The organism is Kineococcus esterisolvens, assembly GCF_050871405.1.
In the GTDB taxonomy this organism is placed as follows: domain Bacteria; phylum Actinomycetota; class Actinomycetes; order Actinomycetales; family Kineococcaceae; genus Kineococcus.
Window position 1 is genome coordinate 1 of record NZ_JBJLRI010000091.1, and the last position, 14,864, is coordinate 14,864.

Sequence of the window (14,864 nt, forward strand, 5' to 3'; positions counted from 1 at the left end):
GCCCCGGCCCGCGGCTACACCCGGGGCGCGATCTCCCAGAGCACGATCTCGGACGTCGAACGCGTCTCCATCACCAGTGGCGCCGCCGGCACCGACGTCGCAGGCGTCACCATCCACGCCGGCAGCTGCACCGTGCAGGCCACGGTGCGCCAGGGCCGCTACGTGGCCTGGTGGCCCGGGCCCGCCTTCCGCGACGAGACCGCCGCACCCAGCGGCCCGGACCGCTCCACCCTGCTGCTCACGTACGACCTCACCCTGAGCGACGGCACGGTCATCCGCGACGCCACCGGCACCCTGCCCACCTGACCGGCCCCCAGCGGCCAGAGCAGGGCAACGCCGCAGAGCGGGACACACCAGAGCCTCCGTGGGCGCCGTCGCAGGATGGCCGGTGTGGGGTGGCGCGGACGGGATCGAGCACGGGATCGAGCACGGGATCCTCCGAGGGAGACGTGCGGGGCCTCGCTGCCCCGCGGGGGGCTGGCGTGGACGTCGTCACGTCCGCGGCCCGCAACCGTCCCCACGCACCCGACCGCGGGTGGTCGGGAGTCGGTCGCCTGGCTGCGGTCACCGGCCTCGGCACTGCTCACAGGCACGCCACAGCGGAACCTTGTCCGGTCCGTGTCCTCGCCGCCGATGCTGTGCGGGTGAACGAGAAGAGCGACGACACCGGTCAGCAGGATCGGCAGAGCCGGGCACGGCGGGTTCTGCGCACCTACCAGGGCCGCACCCTGCCGCGCCAGGACGAGGACGTCGACGACCAGGGCCTGGCCTTCGACATCGCCACCATGCACCAGCGCGGGCTCGACCGCCGCCGCGTGCTGGGCGTGCTGGGCCTGGGCGCGGCCGGTCTGACCCTGGCCGCCTGCGGCTCGGAAGCCGAGGCGGAGAGCACCGCGTCGGCGACGACGTCCTCGTCGCTGAGCGAGATCCCCGACGAGACCGCCGGCCCCTACCCCGGCGACGGCTCCAACGGGGCCAACGTGCTCACCCAGTCCGGCGTGGTCCGCTCCGACATCCGCTCCTCCTTCGGCACCTCGACCACCACCGCCGAAGGCGTGCCCGTGACGCTGACGCTGAGCATCGTCGACATGCTCGAAGGCGACGTGCCCTTCGAGGGCGTGGCCGTCTACGTCTGGCACTGCGACCGCGACGGCAACTACTCCCTGTACTCCTCCGGCATCGAGAACGAGAACTACCTGCGCGGGGTTCAGGTGGCCGACGCGAACGGCGAGGTGACGTTCACCAGCATCTTCCCCGCCTGCTACTCCGGGCGCTGGCCGCACGTCCACTTCGAGGTCTACCCCGACGTGGACTCCATCACCGACGCCACCAACGCCGTCGCCACCTCCCAGGTCGCCCTGCCCGAGGACGTCTGCGACACCGTCTACGCCACCACCGGCTACGAGCAGTCCGTCACCAACCTGGCCAACGTCACCCTGGCCAGCGACAACGTCTTCAGCGACGACTCCGCCGCCAGCCAACTGGCCACCGTCACCGGCGACGTCACCAACGGCTACCAGGTCTCCTTGACCGTCGGCGTGGACACCTCCACCACCCCCGCCGCCGGCTCCGCTCCCCCCGCCGGCGGCGGGGGGAGCGGGACGGGCGGCGGGACGGGTGGAACCCCGCCCACCGGCGCACCCGGCGGGACCCCGCCCACCGGGGTGCCCACGATGCCCGCCGACCGGCCCACCTCGGCCTAACCGCCCACGAGCAACGACGCCGCAGACGGAGCGCCGGTCGGCGGGCAGTCGCCGCCGGCACGGCCCACGCGCGCACGACCGACTCGACGACGTGACGCAGGGACGGCCCTTCCTCGGCCGGGGCCTCGCGCAGCAGCGACAGCGGCCGCAGCGCTGGGCGGCCGGTGCGCGTGGGCAGGTCCGGGGGACAGCAGCGGGCGAGGCGGACACGAACCGTCCTCCTGAGAGCGGTCCGACGCCCCCGCGGTCGCGCGGTGGCCCGTGCCCGGGCACCGGTGAGTTCCGCGACGGCGCCGGGTCTCGAGGGGGTGCGCCCGGACCCGCCGGGCACCGTGCTGGCGGCGCAGGTGTGGGGCGACCAGTACGGCGCCCTCACCGACCGGTTCGGGGTCGACTGGATGGCCGACGTCTCCGCCCCCGCCTGAGCGGGGTGGGCGACGGCCGCCGACGACGCGGGGGCGGGAGCGCCGTCCCCGCCGCGTGGGCGTCGCAGCGATCGTGGAGCCGGACCCCCGACGGACGGAGCGAGCAGATGACACGGACCCGCATCCACAACCTCTCGATGTCGCTGGACGGGTTCGCCACCGGTGAACCGCAGTCCGCCGAGACCCCGATGGGGCACGCCGGCCACCGGCTGCACGAGTGGATGATCGCCACCCGCTTCGGCGCCCCGATCCTGGGGCGCGAGGGCGGCACCGTCGGCATCGACGACGCGTTCGCCCGGCAGCACGAGCCGGGCATCGGTGCCGAGATCATGGGCGCGGGCAAGTTCGGCCCCCCGGGCTGGCAGGACGACGCCGACTGGAAGGGGTGGTGGGGCCCGAACCCGCCGTTCCACACGCCCACCTTCGTGCTCACCCACCGGCCGCGGTCGCCGATCGAGATGGCCGGTGGGACGACGTTCCACTTCCTCGACGCTTCGCCGGCCGAGGCCCTCGACACCGCGCGCGAAGCGGCAGCCGGCCGGGACGTCCGCATCGGGGGCGGCCCGACTGTCGCCCGCGACTTCATCGCCGCGGGGCTCGTCGACCACGTCCACCTGGTCCAGGTGCCGGTCGTGCTCGGCCGCGGGGTGCGGTTCTGGGACGGCCTCGAAGCGCTGGAGGCGGACTACGACGTCGAGGTGGTCTCGGCACCCAGCGGCGTCACCCACCTCACGTTCACGAGGTCGTGACGGCGCGTCCGGTGCGTGAGGACGAGTTCGCGGCCGCCCCACCAGTCGCTGACCAGCCCGGCGACCGGTCCGCCCACGGGGTCGAGCCGAGGAAGGCGACCGACCACGGGGCCATCACCCTGCCCCGCACGGACGGGGAGGGAGTTCAGCTGCGGGGTGGTGTTCCCCGTCGACTGCAAGGCCACGCTGACGGCTCCCGTCACCGTGAGGGCGGCCAGTGCGAGCGGCAGGGACGGCGCCGCGGTGAGCAGCCCGCAGGTCGTCGGCCCGTCGCCGAAGGTCTCCCGGGCGACGACCGGCAGGGCGATCTGGAACTCGAAGGCCAGGCACCCGACGATCGCCGTCATGAGCAGGGGCACGGCGAGCTCCGGGGTCCGGCGGACGTGCGCGAAACCCTCCCGGAGCTGGCCGGGACGCGGACGGCCGGGCCCACGGCGGTGCCCGAACCGGTGAGCTCGAGCACCAGCCGGGACTGCGCGACGCGCTGCACCCAGGTGCCGGTGAGGGAGGTGCCCTGCCCCGCCGCGTAGCGGCGGGGGTTCGGCACCTCCAGCGCGGCCGTGTCCTGCGGTGCCGGTTCGTCGAGGTGCTCCTGGATCGGTGCCGACCGCTCTTCCTGCGGCCGCTCGTGCAGCCGCCGGCCCTCGTCCGTGATCACGGCGACGACGGCGCGTCCGTCCGCCGGGTCGGGGGAGCGCCTCGAGGCCGCCCCCTGACAGGTCCGGGGAGCCGGTACGGCTCAGGTGCCCAGACGGACCGAGCTGTGCAGCAGGGCCGCGTGGACGAAGGCCTGCGGCAGGTTGCCGCGCAGCTGGCGCTGGTCCACGTCCCACTCCTCGGCCAGCAGCGCGGGCGGTCCGCACGCGGCCCGGTTGCGCTCGAAGAACCGGAACGCCTCCACCTGCTGCCCGTCCGCGTGCAGCGCCTCGGCCAGCAGGAACCCGCACAGCAGGAACGCGCCCTCCGTCGAGCCCAGCGGCATCGAGTCGGGGGAGTAGCGGTAGACGTGGTGGTCGGTCACCAGGTCGCGCTGCACGGCGGCCAGCGTCGCCCGGTGCCGAGGGTCGGTCAGCGGCGTGGCGCCCAGCAGCGCCGGGCGCAGCAGCGCCGCGTCCACCCCCGGCTGGCCCGGGCTGCGCTGCCACCGGCCCTCGTCCGGGTGCAGGCACCGCCGCGACGTCTCCGCGAGGATCGCGTCCGCCAGCGTCACCGCCCGCACCGCGTCCGCCGGCGGGCACACCGCAGCGATGCTGCGCAGCCCCGCCACGCACTCCAGGCGCGAGTGCGCCCACCAGTCGTCCTCCAGCTCCCAGATGCCCGCCTCGGGCTCCCGCCAGCGCTGCTCGACCGCGGAGACCGCCACGTCCACCGCCCGCCACCCGTCGGCGTCGAGCCGGTCGTGCTCGATCGCCGCGGCCAGCAGCTGCAGCACCGTGCCGAACACGTCGAGCTGGAACTGCGAGCGCACGTGGTTGCCGACGACGTCCCAGCCGCCCGGGTACCCGGGCAGGCCCGTGCTGCGCTCCGGCGGCACCGGGGCGCCGTGCACCGTGTACGCCGGCACCAGGCCGGGGCCGTCCGCCAGCACCCGCTGCACCACGAAGGCCACGAGCGTGTCGAACAGCGGGTACGGGCCGCCGCACGCCGCCATCGCCAGCCCCGCGTAGCACTGGTCGCGCACCCAGGCGTAGCGGTAGTCGTAGCTGCGGCCGTTCCCCGCGTGCTCGGGCAGCGACGTCGTCGCGGCCGCCACCATGCCCCCGGCGTCGGAGGTGAGGCCCCGGACGACCGCGTAGGAGTGCCGCGCCTCCGCCGGCGCCACCGAGTGCGCGATGCCCGGCACCGCCGAGCGCCACGTGTGCAGCGTCGAGGCCCACGCGTGGTCCGGGTCCACCGGTGCGGGCGGCCCCGCGTCGCCCACCTCCAGCACCAGGTCGTGCCGGCCGCCCGCCGGCACCCGCAGCCGCCCGGTGAGCACCCCGCCGTCCACCACGGCGCCCGGCAGCCCCGACAACCGCACGTGCAGCCCGTCCGTGCGCGCGTGCCAGCGGCCGTCGTCGTCGCGGCGCAGCCCGCGCAGCGCCCGTGCGCCGAACCGGGCCCCCAGGTCCAGCACCACGTCGACCTCGGCGTCGCCGTCCACCGCCAGCATCTGCCGCAGCAGCACGGCCCGGTGCGGGTCGCTGGGCATCGCCATCGCGTCGCGGCACTCCACCGTCCCGTCGCCCCGGCTGGTCCAGCGGTGGTGGAAGACGAGGGTCCCCTCCTCGTACCAGCCGCCCCACACGAACGTGTGGGCCGGCGTCACCGCGAACACGCCGCGCCCGCCGAGCAGCGAGGCGATCACCGCGTCGTCGTGCCAGTCCGGCGCGCACATCCACACCACGTCCCCGCGCGGGCCGACGACCGCGCCGCGCGCCCCGTCGGCCACCAGCGCGTAGTCGCGCAGCACCTGCGGGGGGAACCGGGCCGCCAGCTCCTCCGGCGTCACGCGCCGGGCGCCCGCGCGCCGGTCGTCAGCAGCAGCTTGCCGACGTGCGAGGAGCCCTCCATCACCTCGTGCGCGCGGGCGGCGTCGGCCAGCGCGAACCGCTCGTGCACCACCGGGCGCACCGCGCCGTCGGCCACCAGCGGCCACACGTGGTCGCGCACGCTGGCGACGATCGCAGCCTTCTCCGCCGCCGGGCGCGCCCGCAGCGTCGTGGCGTGCACCGAGGCGCGCTTGGCCAGCAGCAGCCCCAGGTCCAGCTCGGCGCGGGTGCCGCCCTGGGTGCCGATCACCACCAGCCGCCCGCCCGTGGCGAGCACGTCGAGGTTGCGCGCCAGGTACGGCGCCCCCACGACGTCCAGGACCACGTCGGCGCCCGCCGGCTCGAAGCCCCGCACGGCCTCGACGAAGTCCTCCTCGCGGTAGTCCACGCCCAGCTGCGCACCCAGCTCCGCGCACCGGGCCAGCTTGGCCGGCGAGCCGGCCGTCACCGCCACCCGCGCGCCCACCGCGCGCGCCAGCTGCACCGCCATCGTGCCGATGCCGCTGGAACCGCCGTGCACGAGCAGCAGCTCGCCCGGGCGCAGGCCCGCCAGCGTGAACACGTTCGACCACACCGTCGCGGTCACCTCCGGCAGCGCGGCGGCGTCCACGACGCCCACGCCCGCCGGCACCGGCAGCAGCTGCCCGACGGGCACCGCGACCAGCTCCGCGTACCCGCCGCCGCCCAGCAGCGCGCACACCGCGTCGCCCGCCGCCCAGCCGCTCACGCCCTCGCCGAGGCGCTCCACCCACCCGGACACCTCCAGGCCCGGGTGCGGCGGCGCACCCGGCGGGGAGGGGTACCTGCCCCGCCGCTGCATCACGTCGGCGCGGTTCACCCCCGCCGCCGCCACCCGCACGAGGACCTCGCCCGGCCCGGGCTCCGGGTCCGGCAGCTCTCGCAGTCGCAGGGCCTCCGGGCCCCCGGGTTCCTCCACGGTCACGGCGCGCACGCCGCGACACTACGTCCGGGCCGCACCGCCCGCCCCCGGACCGCCGCCCAGCAGCGCGCGGGCGCGCGCCAGGTCCTCGGGCACGTCGACGTCCAGGTGCTCGCGGTCGCTGACGGGCACCTCCACCACGCGCGCGCCGGGCGCCGCGAGCAGTTCGCGCACCGGCCGGCCGGTCACCGCCGGCAGCCCCGCCAGCACCGACCGCGCGTGCGCGCGCCGGTACGCCGACAGCAGCGGCTGGCGCCGGCCACCGCCGTCCACGCCCACCGCCGCGTCCGCGCCACCCGCCAGCGCCGCCAGCAGCCGGGGCACGGCCTCCGCCGCGAACGGCTGGTCCCCGCCCAGCAGCACCACCGGCGCCTCCCGGCCCGCGGTTCCCGGGGCGTCCGGGGCGTCCAGGGCGGCCAGGCCCGCGGCGAACCCGGCCAGCGGCCCGCCGCCGGGCGGGTCCTCGCGCACCACCGGCACCCCCGCGCCCCGGTCCGTGCCCACCAGCACCACCGGCCAGCGCGGTCTCAGCTGCGCCAGCAGGTGCTCCAGCACGCCGGTGCCCCCCAGCGGCGCGGCGAGCTTGTCCGCACCCGCGGCCCGCGCCGCGAACCGCGTGCCTCCGCCACCGGCCAGCACCACCACCGCGGCACCCGCCCGCGGTCCCACCGGAACCACCTGCACGGCCCCCCCTCCAGTCGACACGCCGTCCGTGGATGGTCCGTTCGGGCGGTTCCACCCCCACCCGCTCACCCCGGGCCGCCGGCGACCCGATCCGACAGACGTCTGCTCGAGCACCGGTGAGCCCCCTCACCGCTCACCATCGCTTACGGAAGGTTGACATGCTGCGGAACCTGAGCATCAGAGCGAAGCTGCTGATCCTCCTCGCGGTACCCCTGCTGCTGCTGATGACCGCGGTCGCGGCCATCGACAGCGACTCGATCCTCGAGGCGGACGAAGAGCGCGACCTGGCGAACTACGTCGGCATCTCCACCGAGTACGACGCCGTGCTGCACGCCGTGCAGGAGGAGCGCCTGCTCTCCGTCCAGTACGTCACGGTGCCGAGCGACGAGCTGAAGGCCCAGGTCGACGCCGCCCGCGCCACCACCGACGCCACCATGCAGGCGGCGACGGAGGCCGCCGCCGAGTCCGGCGTCGAGTTCGACGAGGGCGCGAAGGCCACCGCGGTGGTGGAACTGACCGGCATCGTCTCCGGCACCCTGCCGCAGCTGCGCGCCGCCGTGGACGGTTCGCGCACCAGCGCGCTGAACACCTTCGACCTCTACAACCAGATCCACGGCGCCGTCTCGGACCTGACCATCGCCGTCGCCGACGACTCCCCGATCCGCGACCTCGCCACCCGCCTGGCCGCCACGGGGTACCTGCACCGCCAGATCGACCAGATCGCCCAGGAGCAGCTCGCCGGCCTGCTGGTGCTGAACGGCACCGCCGGCACCGACGTGCGCAACCTGCGCCTGAACGCGATCGGCCAGCAGGAGTACTTCGAGGACCAGGCCCGCTCCCGCCTCGGCGAGGGGGGTGTGGCGCTGCTCGACGACGCCCTGGCGAGCCAGGCCGCCACCAGCGCCCAGGCGTTCGTCAACCAGGACCGCAACCTGTTCGCCGCCGCCACCTCCGGCGCCCCGAACCTGTCCGAGGCCGACTGGACCGCGCACTCGGAGGGCCTCATCGAGGCCTACCACGAGGCGACCGACGCGATCATCGCCGACGCCGCCGCCGAGGCCAGCGAGCGCTCCGCCGCGGTGCTGCGCAACGTCCTGGTCATCACCGTCGGCAGCCTCCTGGTGCTCGTCGCCGCGACCGTCCTCGGTGTGCGCACCGCCCGCGGCATCGGCACCCGCCTGCGCGCCCTGTCCGCCGCCGCCACCGAGGTGCGCGACGAGCTGCCCCGCATGGTCGAGCGCATGCAGACCCCCGGTGAGGGCCCCGGTGTGGACTTCACGCCGCTGACCGTCACCAGCAGCGACGAGATCGGCCAGGTCGCGCACGTCATCAACGACCTGAACGAGGCCACGTTCCGCATCGCCGGCGAGCAGGCGGCGCTGCGCGCCTCCATCGCCGAGATGTTCATCAACGTCGCCCGCCGCGACCAGGCGCTGCTGGCCCGCCAGCTGTCCTTCCTGGACCAGCTGGAGCGCACCGAGGAGAACCCCGACACCCTCGAGGACCTCTTCACCCTCGACCACCTGGCGACCCGGATGCGGCGCAACGCCGAGTCCCTGCTCGTCCTGGCCGGCATCAACACCGGCCGCCGCCTGCGCCGCCCGCTGCCGCTGTCGGACGTCATCCGCACCGCGGCCGGCGAGATCGAGCACTACGACCGCGTCGACCTGGCCCTGCAGGCGGACCCGCCGGTCGTCGGCCACCTCGCGCTGTCCACGGCGCACCTGCTCGCCGAGCTCCTGGAGAACGCCACCAACTTCTCCGACCCCGGCACGCGCGTCGTCGTCGGCACCTCCGAGGGCCCGCGCGGCATCGAGGTCACGATCGCCGACAGCGGCATCGGCATGAGCGGGGAGGAGGTGCGCACCGCCACCGAGCGCATCGACGGTGGACGCGCCAGCGAGTTCGTCGGCGCCCAGCGCCTGGGGTTCTACGTCGTCGGCCGCCTGGCCGCGCGCCTGGACCTGGAGGTCTCGTTCCGCTCCGCCGAGGGCGCGGGCACCACGGTGACCCTGCTGCTGGGGCCGGCGCTCTTCTCCCCGGGCAGCGTCTCGGCCGAGGTCCCGGACCTCCGGGCTCCCGAGAGCACCCCGGCCCTGCCGGCCGCGGAACCCGCGGCGGAACCCGCGGCGGGACCCGCCGCGGCACCCGCTGAGGCCCCGCCCGCCGTCGAACCGGCCGCCCCCGCGGGCGCCTCCACGATCGTGGCGAACCCGCTCGCCGCGGACGGCGTCGGCGACACCCTCTCCGCCACGCTGGAGCAGTCCGCGGCCCGCGCGTCCGCCGAGGCCGGGGTCGCCGCCCCGGCTCCCCAGGTGACCGCCGGCGGCCGCAGCCTGCCGACGCGCCGCAAGCCCACCCGTGGCGCCGGCGCCGAGGAGGCCCGGGCCTCCGCCACCGCAGCCCCCGCCCCGGCCACCGAGCCGGGCTGGCAGCCGGTCTCCGCGCCCAGCCCCGCCGAGGGCTCGGCGCCGGCGATGCCCAAGCGCGAGCGCAAGGCCGAGGCCCCGGCCTCCCTGGCCGCGGCGCAGGACATCCTGCCCCGCGCCGGTCGCAAGCCCCGCGCGGTGCGCGACTCCGCCACCCCGCCCAGGACGGCGGCCGAGGCCTTCTGGACCTCCCGCCGCCGTGCGGGGGAGGCCGCGGCCGAGGAGCAGGCGCCGCCCACCCCGGCCGCGCCCGCCGCCGAGGAGGCGCCCGTCGCCCCCGTGGTGCCCGTCGCCCCCGTGGTGCCGGTCGTGCCGGCGCAGGCGACGGCCCCCGAGGCCGCGCCGGCCCCGCTGCCCGCACCCACCACCGAGGCGCTCCCCACGCCGGTCCCCGTGGCCCGCACCGTGGGGGACACGCTGCGCCAGCGCAACGCGCTGGCCGCCGAGGCCCTCTCCGCCCTCACCGAGGGCCAGGGCTTCAACCCGGCGATGGGCACCGGCTCCGCGCCGCTGGTCCGCCGCCAGGCCGGCGCCACGCCCGCCGCGGCCAAGCCCGCCGCGGCCCGCCCCGCGGCCGCCCGCCAGCGCCGCGCCCCCGCGGACGTCCGCTCGATGCTCTCCGGCTTCCAGGCCGGCGTGTCCCGCGGCCGCGCCGAGGGGGAGCCGGTGCCGCCGCGCCCCGCCACCGCGAACGGCGGTACCGATGGCGGAGCCTGATCCCTCCCGCGGCCCCCGGCGGGGGCCGCGGGACCGGGACGGGCACCCGCCCGCCCGACCGCACGACCACCCGACCCACCCCCACCACGCGCCGGACGTCCGGAACCGCCCCGAGAAGAGGAACCCCCTGTGACCGCGCTTAGCTCCGAGGCCGCCGACTTCAGCTGGCTCCTCGACAACTTCGTCCGCAGCACCCCCGGGGTGCAGCACACCGTCGTCGTCTCGGCGGACGGACTGCTCATGGCCATGTCCGACCAGCTGCACCGCGAGTCGGGCGACCAGCTGGCCGCCATCGTCTCCGGCGTGTCCAGCCTCGCCCGCGGCGCCGCCCGCCAGCTGGACTCCGGCGAGGTCCGCCAGGCCATCATCGAGATGGACGACTCGTTCTTCTTCCTCGTGAACGTCTCCGACGGCTCCGTGCTGGCCGTGTCCGCCGAGTCCGGCTGCGACGTCGGCCTCATCGGCTACGAGATGGCGATGCTGGTGCAGCGCTTCGAGACCGTCCTCACCCCGCAGCTGGTCTCGGAGATGCGGGCCGCCCTGCCCGTCTCCGCGCCGGCCGGCGCCCGGTGGTGACGCCGACATGACAGCAGCCGGGAGCGCGGACCTCTGGTCCGACGACGACGAGGACGCCGAGGAGTTCACCGTCCGCCCGTACACCGTCACCGGTGGACGGACCCGCCCCACCAACACCGACCTGCCGGTCGAGGCGCTCGTGGAGGCGCTGGGGGAACCGGAGGTCGGCATGACCCCGGAGCGGCGGCGGATCCTGGAACTCACCAGGACCTCCTACCTGTCGATCGCCGAACTGTCCGCGCACGTCCACCTGCCCGTCGGCGTCGTCCGCGTCGTGGTGAGCGACCTCGCCACCTCGGGGAAGATCCGCGTCCACGGCCTCACGCTGGCCACCTCCCCCCAACCCGCGACCACCATCAGCGTCCTGGAGAGTGTTCTCAATGGCATTTCCTCGCTCTGACGTGAGCGCCCCCGCGCCAGGCGCAGCGGGGACGGCCACGGAGCCCACCGCCCCGCCCACCGTCGTCAAGATCGTCGTGGCCGGGGGGTTCGCCGTCGGCAAGACGACCTTCATCGGGTCGATCTCCGACATCGAGCCCCTGCGCACCGAGGCGGCCATGACCGAGCACTCGGTCGGCGTGGACGACGCGGGCCTGAACTCCGACCGCAAGACCTCCACCACCGTCGCCATGGACTTCGGCCGCATCGCCCTGCCGGGCAACCTGTGGCTGTACCTGTTCGGCACCCCCGGCCAGGACCGCTTCCTGTTCATGTGGGACGACCTGGTCAAGGGCGCCATCGGCGCCGTCGTGCTCGTCGACACCGACCGCCTCGACCAGTGCTTCCCCGCCGTGGACTACTTCGAGTCCCGCGGCATCCCCTTCGTCGTCGCGGTCAACTGCTTCGACGGCGTGGCACAGCACGACCTGGACTCCGTCCGCGAGGCGCTCGCGGTGCCGGACCACGTGCCGCTCGTCTACACCGACGCGCGCAGCAAGGCCGCCACCAAGCACAGCCTCATCACGCTCGTGCAGACGGCGCTCGCCCGGCTCAACGCCGCCTGACACCAGGACGGCCCTCCCGGCGCAGAGGCCGGCACCCCCCGCGGGTGCCGGCCTCTGCGCCGTCCGGGCCGGGTGCGCGACACGCCCGGGGACGTCCCGCCGTTTCAGTTCCGCGCCCCTCGTGCCGATGGGTGAAGCAGGCACCACGAGCGACGGGCCGCCCCGCTGGGGACCCGCCGCACCCGTCGCTAGATCACCCGTCGCGAGAGTCGGAGCGGAACCGCATGGACGACATGGACGAGATCGTCCAGGAATTCCTGGTCGAGAGCTACGAGAACCTGGACCAGCTGGACTCCGACCTCGTCGCGCTGGAGCAGCAGCCCGGCAGCCGTGAGCTGCTGGCCAGCGTCTTCCGGACCATCCACACGATCAAGGGCACCAGCGGCTTCCTGGCCTTCTCCCGCCTGGAGTCCGTCGCCCACGTCGGCGAGAACCTGCTCGCCCGGCTGCGCGACGGTCAGCTGGTCATGACCCCCGGCACGACCGACGTCCTGCTGCGCATGGTCGACACGATCCGTGCGCTGCTGGCCTCCATCGAGGAGAACGGCGCCGAGGCGTCCGTCGAGGTCGACCAGGTCGTCGCCGCGATCCGCGCCGTCCTGGACGGCGAGGAGCCCGTCCTGCCGCCCGCCGACGGCGCCGGCGTGGAGGTCTCGTCCCAGCCGGCCGCGCCGGTCGCCGAGGAGCCCGAGGCCGCCGCCGAGGAGCCCGAGCTCCCCCTGCTCGAGGTCCCCGTGGCCGAGGCGCCCGCGGCCGAGCTCCCCGTGCTCGAAGTCCCGGTGACCGAGCTCCCCGTGCTCGAGGTCCCCGTGGCCGAGGCGCCCGCGCCCGTGGCGGAGGTCACCGCCCCGGTTCCCGCCCCCGTCGCCCCCGCGGGCGGGGCGGCTCCCGCCGGTGCCGCCTCCGAGAAGGGGTCCGCCGCCGAGGCCACCATCCGTGTGGACGTCGAGCTGCTGGAGTCCCTGGTCCGCCAGGCCGGCGAGCTCGTCCTCGCCCGCAACCAGATCCTCCAGCGCGCCTCCGGGCTGCGCGACGAGGAGCTCACCCGCGCCTGCCACCGCCTGAACCTCGTCGCCAGCGAGATGCAGGAGTCCGTCATGCGCACCCGCATGCAGGCCATCGACCACCTGTGGTCGAAGCTGCCGCGAGTCGTGCGCGACCTCGGCAACATGCTGGGCCGCAAGATCAAGCTGGAGATGGAGGGCGGCGACACCGAGCTCGACCGCACCCTGCTCGAAGCGGTCAAGGACCCGTTGACCCACATCGTGCGCAACGCCGTCGACCACGGCATCGAGCTGCCGGAGGTGCGCCGCGCCGCCGGCAAGAACGAGGTCGGCACCCTGAGGCTGCGCGCCGCGCACGAGGGCGGCCAGGTCGTCGTCGAGGTCCGCGACGACGGCAAGGGCATCGACCCCGCCGTCATCGGCGCCAAGGCCGTCGAGAAGGGCCTGGTCACCCAGGCCCGGCTGGAGAACCTCACCAGCAGCGACATCCTGCAGTTCCTGTTCCTGCCCGGTTTCTCCACCGCCGCCAAGGTCACCAACGTCTCCGGCCGCGGCGTCGGCATGGACGTCGTCAAGACCAACATCGAGCGCATCGGCGGCTCGGTCGACGTCGAGTCCACCCCCGGTCAGGGCACCACCTGGCGCCTGCGGATCCCGCTGACGCTGGCGATCGTCCCCGCCCTGACCGTCGAGTGCGCCGGGCAGCGCTACGCCATGCCGCAGGTGAACCTGCTGGAACTGGTCAGCCTGGACGCCGAGCGCATGGCCAAGGCGATCGAGGACGTCGGCGGCGCCAAGGTGTACCGCCTGCGCGGTGCGCTGCTGCCGCTGATCCGGCTGGAGGAGGTGCTGGAGCTCAAGCGCCCCGCCGGCGTGGAACTCTCCACCAAGCTCGTCATCGCCGTCCTGGAGTGCGACGGCCGGCGCTTCGGCCTCGTCGTCGACCGGGTCCTGGACACCGAGGAGATCGTCGTCAAGCCGCTGTCCGGCGTGCTCAAGGCGATCGGCACCTACGCCGGCGCCACCATCGCCGGCGACGGCCGGGTCTCGCTGATCCTCGACGTGCAGTCGCTGGCGCGGCGCACCATGCGCGCCGACGGCCTCGAGCACGTGGCCGCCGAGGCCGCCGCGACGGCCACCGCCACCAGCGAGGGCCAGCGCCTGCTCGTGGTCGGTCTGGGCGACGACCGCCGGGTCGCGATCCCGCTGGACGTGGTCACGCGCCTGGAGGAGTTCAAGACCGACTCCATCGAGCGCGTCGGGCGCCGCGAGGTCGTCCGCTACCGCGGCGAGATCCTGCCGCTGGTGCGCCTGTCCAACCACCTGGGCAGCATGCGCGGCTTCGACGAGCCGGAGCTCACGTCCCTGCCGGGTGTCGTGTACTCCGCCCGCGGCCGCTCCGTCGCGATCGTCGTCGACGAGATCGTCGACATCGTGTCCGGGCAGGACGCGCGCAGCGACATCGACGACGCCGGCCTGGTCGGTTCCGCGGTCATCCGCGACCGCGTGACCGAACTGCTCGACGTCCGCGCGGCGATCCTCGCCGCCGACCCGCACTTCTTCTCCGAGCAGGCTCAGAACGAGTTCGCTGCCGCTTCCTCTCGACTGGGAGTCTGACGTGTCGACGCAGTACGCCACCTTCACCCTCGCCGGCCACCTGTTCGGCGTGGAGGTCCGGCGCGTGCAGGAGGTGCTCACCGAGCAGCCCCGCACGCCCGCCCCGCTCGCGCCCCGCGCGGTCGCAGGCCTGATCAACCTGCGCGGGCAGGTCGTCACCGCGCTGGACCTGCGCCGCCGGCTCGGGATGCCCGACCGCGCCGAGGGGCAGGCCGCGATGAACGTCGTGGTCCGCGCCGCCGAGGAGGTCTGGAGCCTGCTGGTCGACTCGATCGGCGGGGTCATCGAGGCCGCCGACGTGACGTTCGAGCCGCCGCCGGACACGCTGTCCGGCCCGATCCGCGAGCTGATCCGCGGCGCCTACAAGCTCGACGACGCGCTGCTGCTCGTCCTCGACGTCGACAAGGCGCTGGAGATCGAGGGCGCGGCCGCGGCCTGAGGACCGCCCGCGACGGCGAGGGGCCCCCCACCACCGGTGGGGGGCC

15 protein-coding genes are annotated in these 14,864 nt (G+C 75.2%); 10 read left to right on the plus strand and 5 right to left on the minus strand.

The window, feature by feature from the left end; all coding sequences use genetic code 11:
• From ACRYR8_RS19165 to ACRYR8_RS19180, 4 genes are all read left to right on the plus strand, one after another.
• Positions 1–306: hypothetical protein (locus ACRYR8_RS19165; protein ID WP_432485794.1), on the plus strand; the 306-nt coding region annotated here is incomplete at its 5' end.
• A gap of 398 nt (positions 307–704) precedes the next feature.
• Positions 705–1,703, plus strand: a complete 999-nt coding sequence (locus ACRYR8_RS19170) for an intradiol ring-cleavage dioxygenase (RefSeq protein WP_432485795.1) — start codon at positions 705–707, stop codon at positions 1,701–1,703.
• 275 nt (positions 1,704–1,978) lie between these two features.
• The gene (locus ACRYR8_RS19175) at positions 1,979–2,128 is read left to right on the plus strand and encodes a hypothetical protein (protein ID WP_432485793.1); all 150 of its coding nucleotides are present in this window, start codon (positions 1,979–1,981) and stop codon (positions 2,126–2,128) included.
• Positions 2,129–2,235: 107 nt separating this feature from the next.
• A complete protein-coding gene (locus tag ACRYR8_RS19180; protein WP_432485791.1) occupies positions 2,236–2,877 on the plus strand; it encodes a dihydrofolate reductase family protein in 642 nt (213 codons plus the stop codon).
• Here the strand turns inward: ACRYR8_RS19180 and ACRYR8_RS19185 are convergent.
• The 5 genes from ACRYR8_RS19185 to mobA all read right to left on the minus strand — a co-directional run bounded on the left by ACRYR8_RS19185 (position 2,814) and on the right by mobA (position 7,017).
• Positions 2,814–3,236, minus strand: coding sequence for a hypothetical protein (locus ACRYR8_RS19185; RefSeq protein ID WP_432485790.1), 423 nt, complete (start codon positions 3,234–3,236; stop codon positions 2,814–2,816). The two genes, ACRYR8_RS19180 and ACRYR8_RS19185, sit on opposite strands and share 64 nt — an antisense overlap.
• Entirely contained in the window at positions 3,221–3,535 is a 315-nt protein-coding gene (locus tag ACRYR8_RS19190) for a hypothetical protein (protein WP_432485789.1), read from the minus strand. The genes ACRYR8_RS19185 and ACRYR8_RS19190 overlap by 16 nt, the downstream gene beginning before the upstream one ends.
• Positions 3,536–3,616: 81 nt before the next feature.
• Entirely contained in the window at positions 3,617–5,368 is a 1,752-nt protein-coding gene (locus ACRYR8_RS19195; protein WP_432485787.1) for a glycoside hydrolase family 15 protein, read from the minus strand.
• Positions 5,365–6,360 carry an NAD(P)H-quinone oxidoreductase gene (locus ACRYR8_RS19200; protein WP_432485786.1) on the minus strand — a complete coding sequence of 332 codons (996 nt, stop codon included), beginning with the start codon at positions 6,358–6,360 and terminating at the stop codon, positions 5,365–5,367. Before ACRYR8_RS19200 ends, ACRYR8_RS19195 begins: the two co-directional genes overlap by 4 nt.
• A gap of 9 nt (positions 6,361–6,369) precedes the next feature.
• Positions 6,370–7,017: a molybdenum cofactor guanylyltransferase gene (mobA, locus tag ACRYR8_RS19205; protein ID WP_432486181.1), complete on the minus strand. Its 648-nt coding sequence runs from the start codon at positions 7,015–7,017 to the stop codon at positions 6,370–6,372.
• Between the two features lie 173 nt (positions 7,018–7,190).
• Between mobA and ACRYR8_RS19210 the strand changes: the two genes are divergently transcribed.
• The 6 genes from ACRYR8_RS19210 (at position 7,191) to ACRYR8_RS19235 (ending at position 14,818) form a co-directional block, all read left to right on the plus strand.
• The gene (locus tag ACRYR8_RS19210) at positions 7,191–10,178 is read left to right on the plus strand and encodes a sensor histidine kinase (protein WP_432485784.1); all 2,988 of its coding nucleotides are present in this window, start codon (positions 7,191–7,193) and stop codon (positions 10,176–10,178) included.
• A gap of 129 nt (positions 10,179–10,307) precedes the next feature.
• Positions 10,308–10,754, plus strand: a complete 447-nt coding sequence (locus ACRYR8_RS19215; protein WP_432485783.1) for a roadblock/LC7 domain-containing protein — start codon at positions 10,308–10,310, stop codon at positions 10,752–10,754.
• Positions 10,755–10,761: 7 nt separating this feature from the next.
• On the plus strand, positions 10,762–11,154 hold the full coding sequence (locus ACRYR8_RS19220; protein WP_432485782.1) for a DUF742 domain-containing protein: 393 nt from the start codon (positions 10,762–10,764) through the stop codon (positions 11,152–11,154).
• Positions 11,135–11,758: a GTP-binding protein gene (locus ACRYR8_RS19225; protein ID WP_432485781.1), complete on the plus strand. Its 624-nt coding sequence runs from the start codon at positions 11,135–11,137 to the stop codon at positions 11,756–11,758. Before ACRYR8_RS19220 ends, ACRYR8_RS19225 begins: the two co-directional genes overlap by 20 nt.
• Positions 11,759–11,982: 224 nt before the next feature.
• Entirely contained in the window at positions 11,983–14,379 is a 2,397-nt protein-coding gene (locus ACRYR8_RS19230; RefSeq protein WP_432485780.1) for a chemotaxis protein CheA, read from the plus strand.
• Between the two features lies 1 nt (position 14,380).
• On the plus strand, positions 14,381–14,818 hold the full coding sequence (locus tag ACRYR8_RS19235) for a chemotaxis protein CheW (protein ID WP_432485779.1): 438 nt from the start codon (positions 14,381–14,383) through the stop codon (positions 14,816–14,818).
• Positions 14,819–14,864 lie beyond the last annotated feature (46 nt).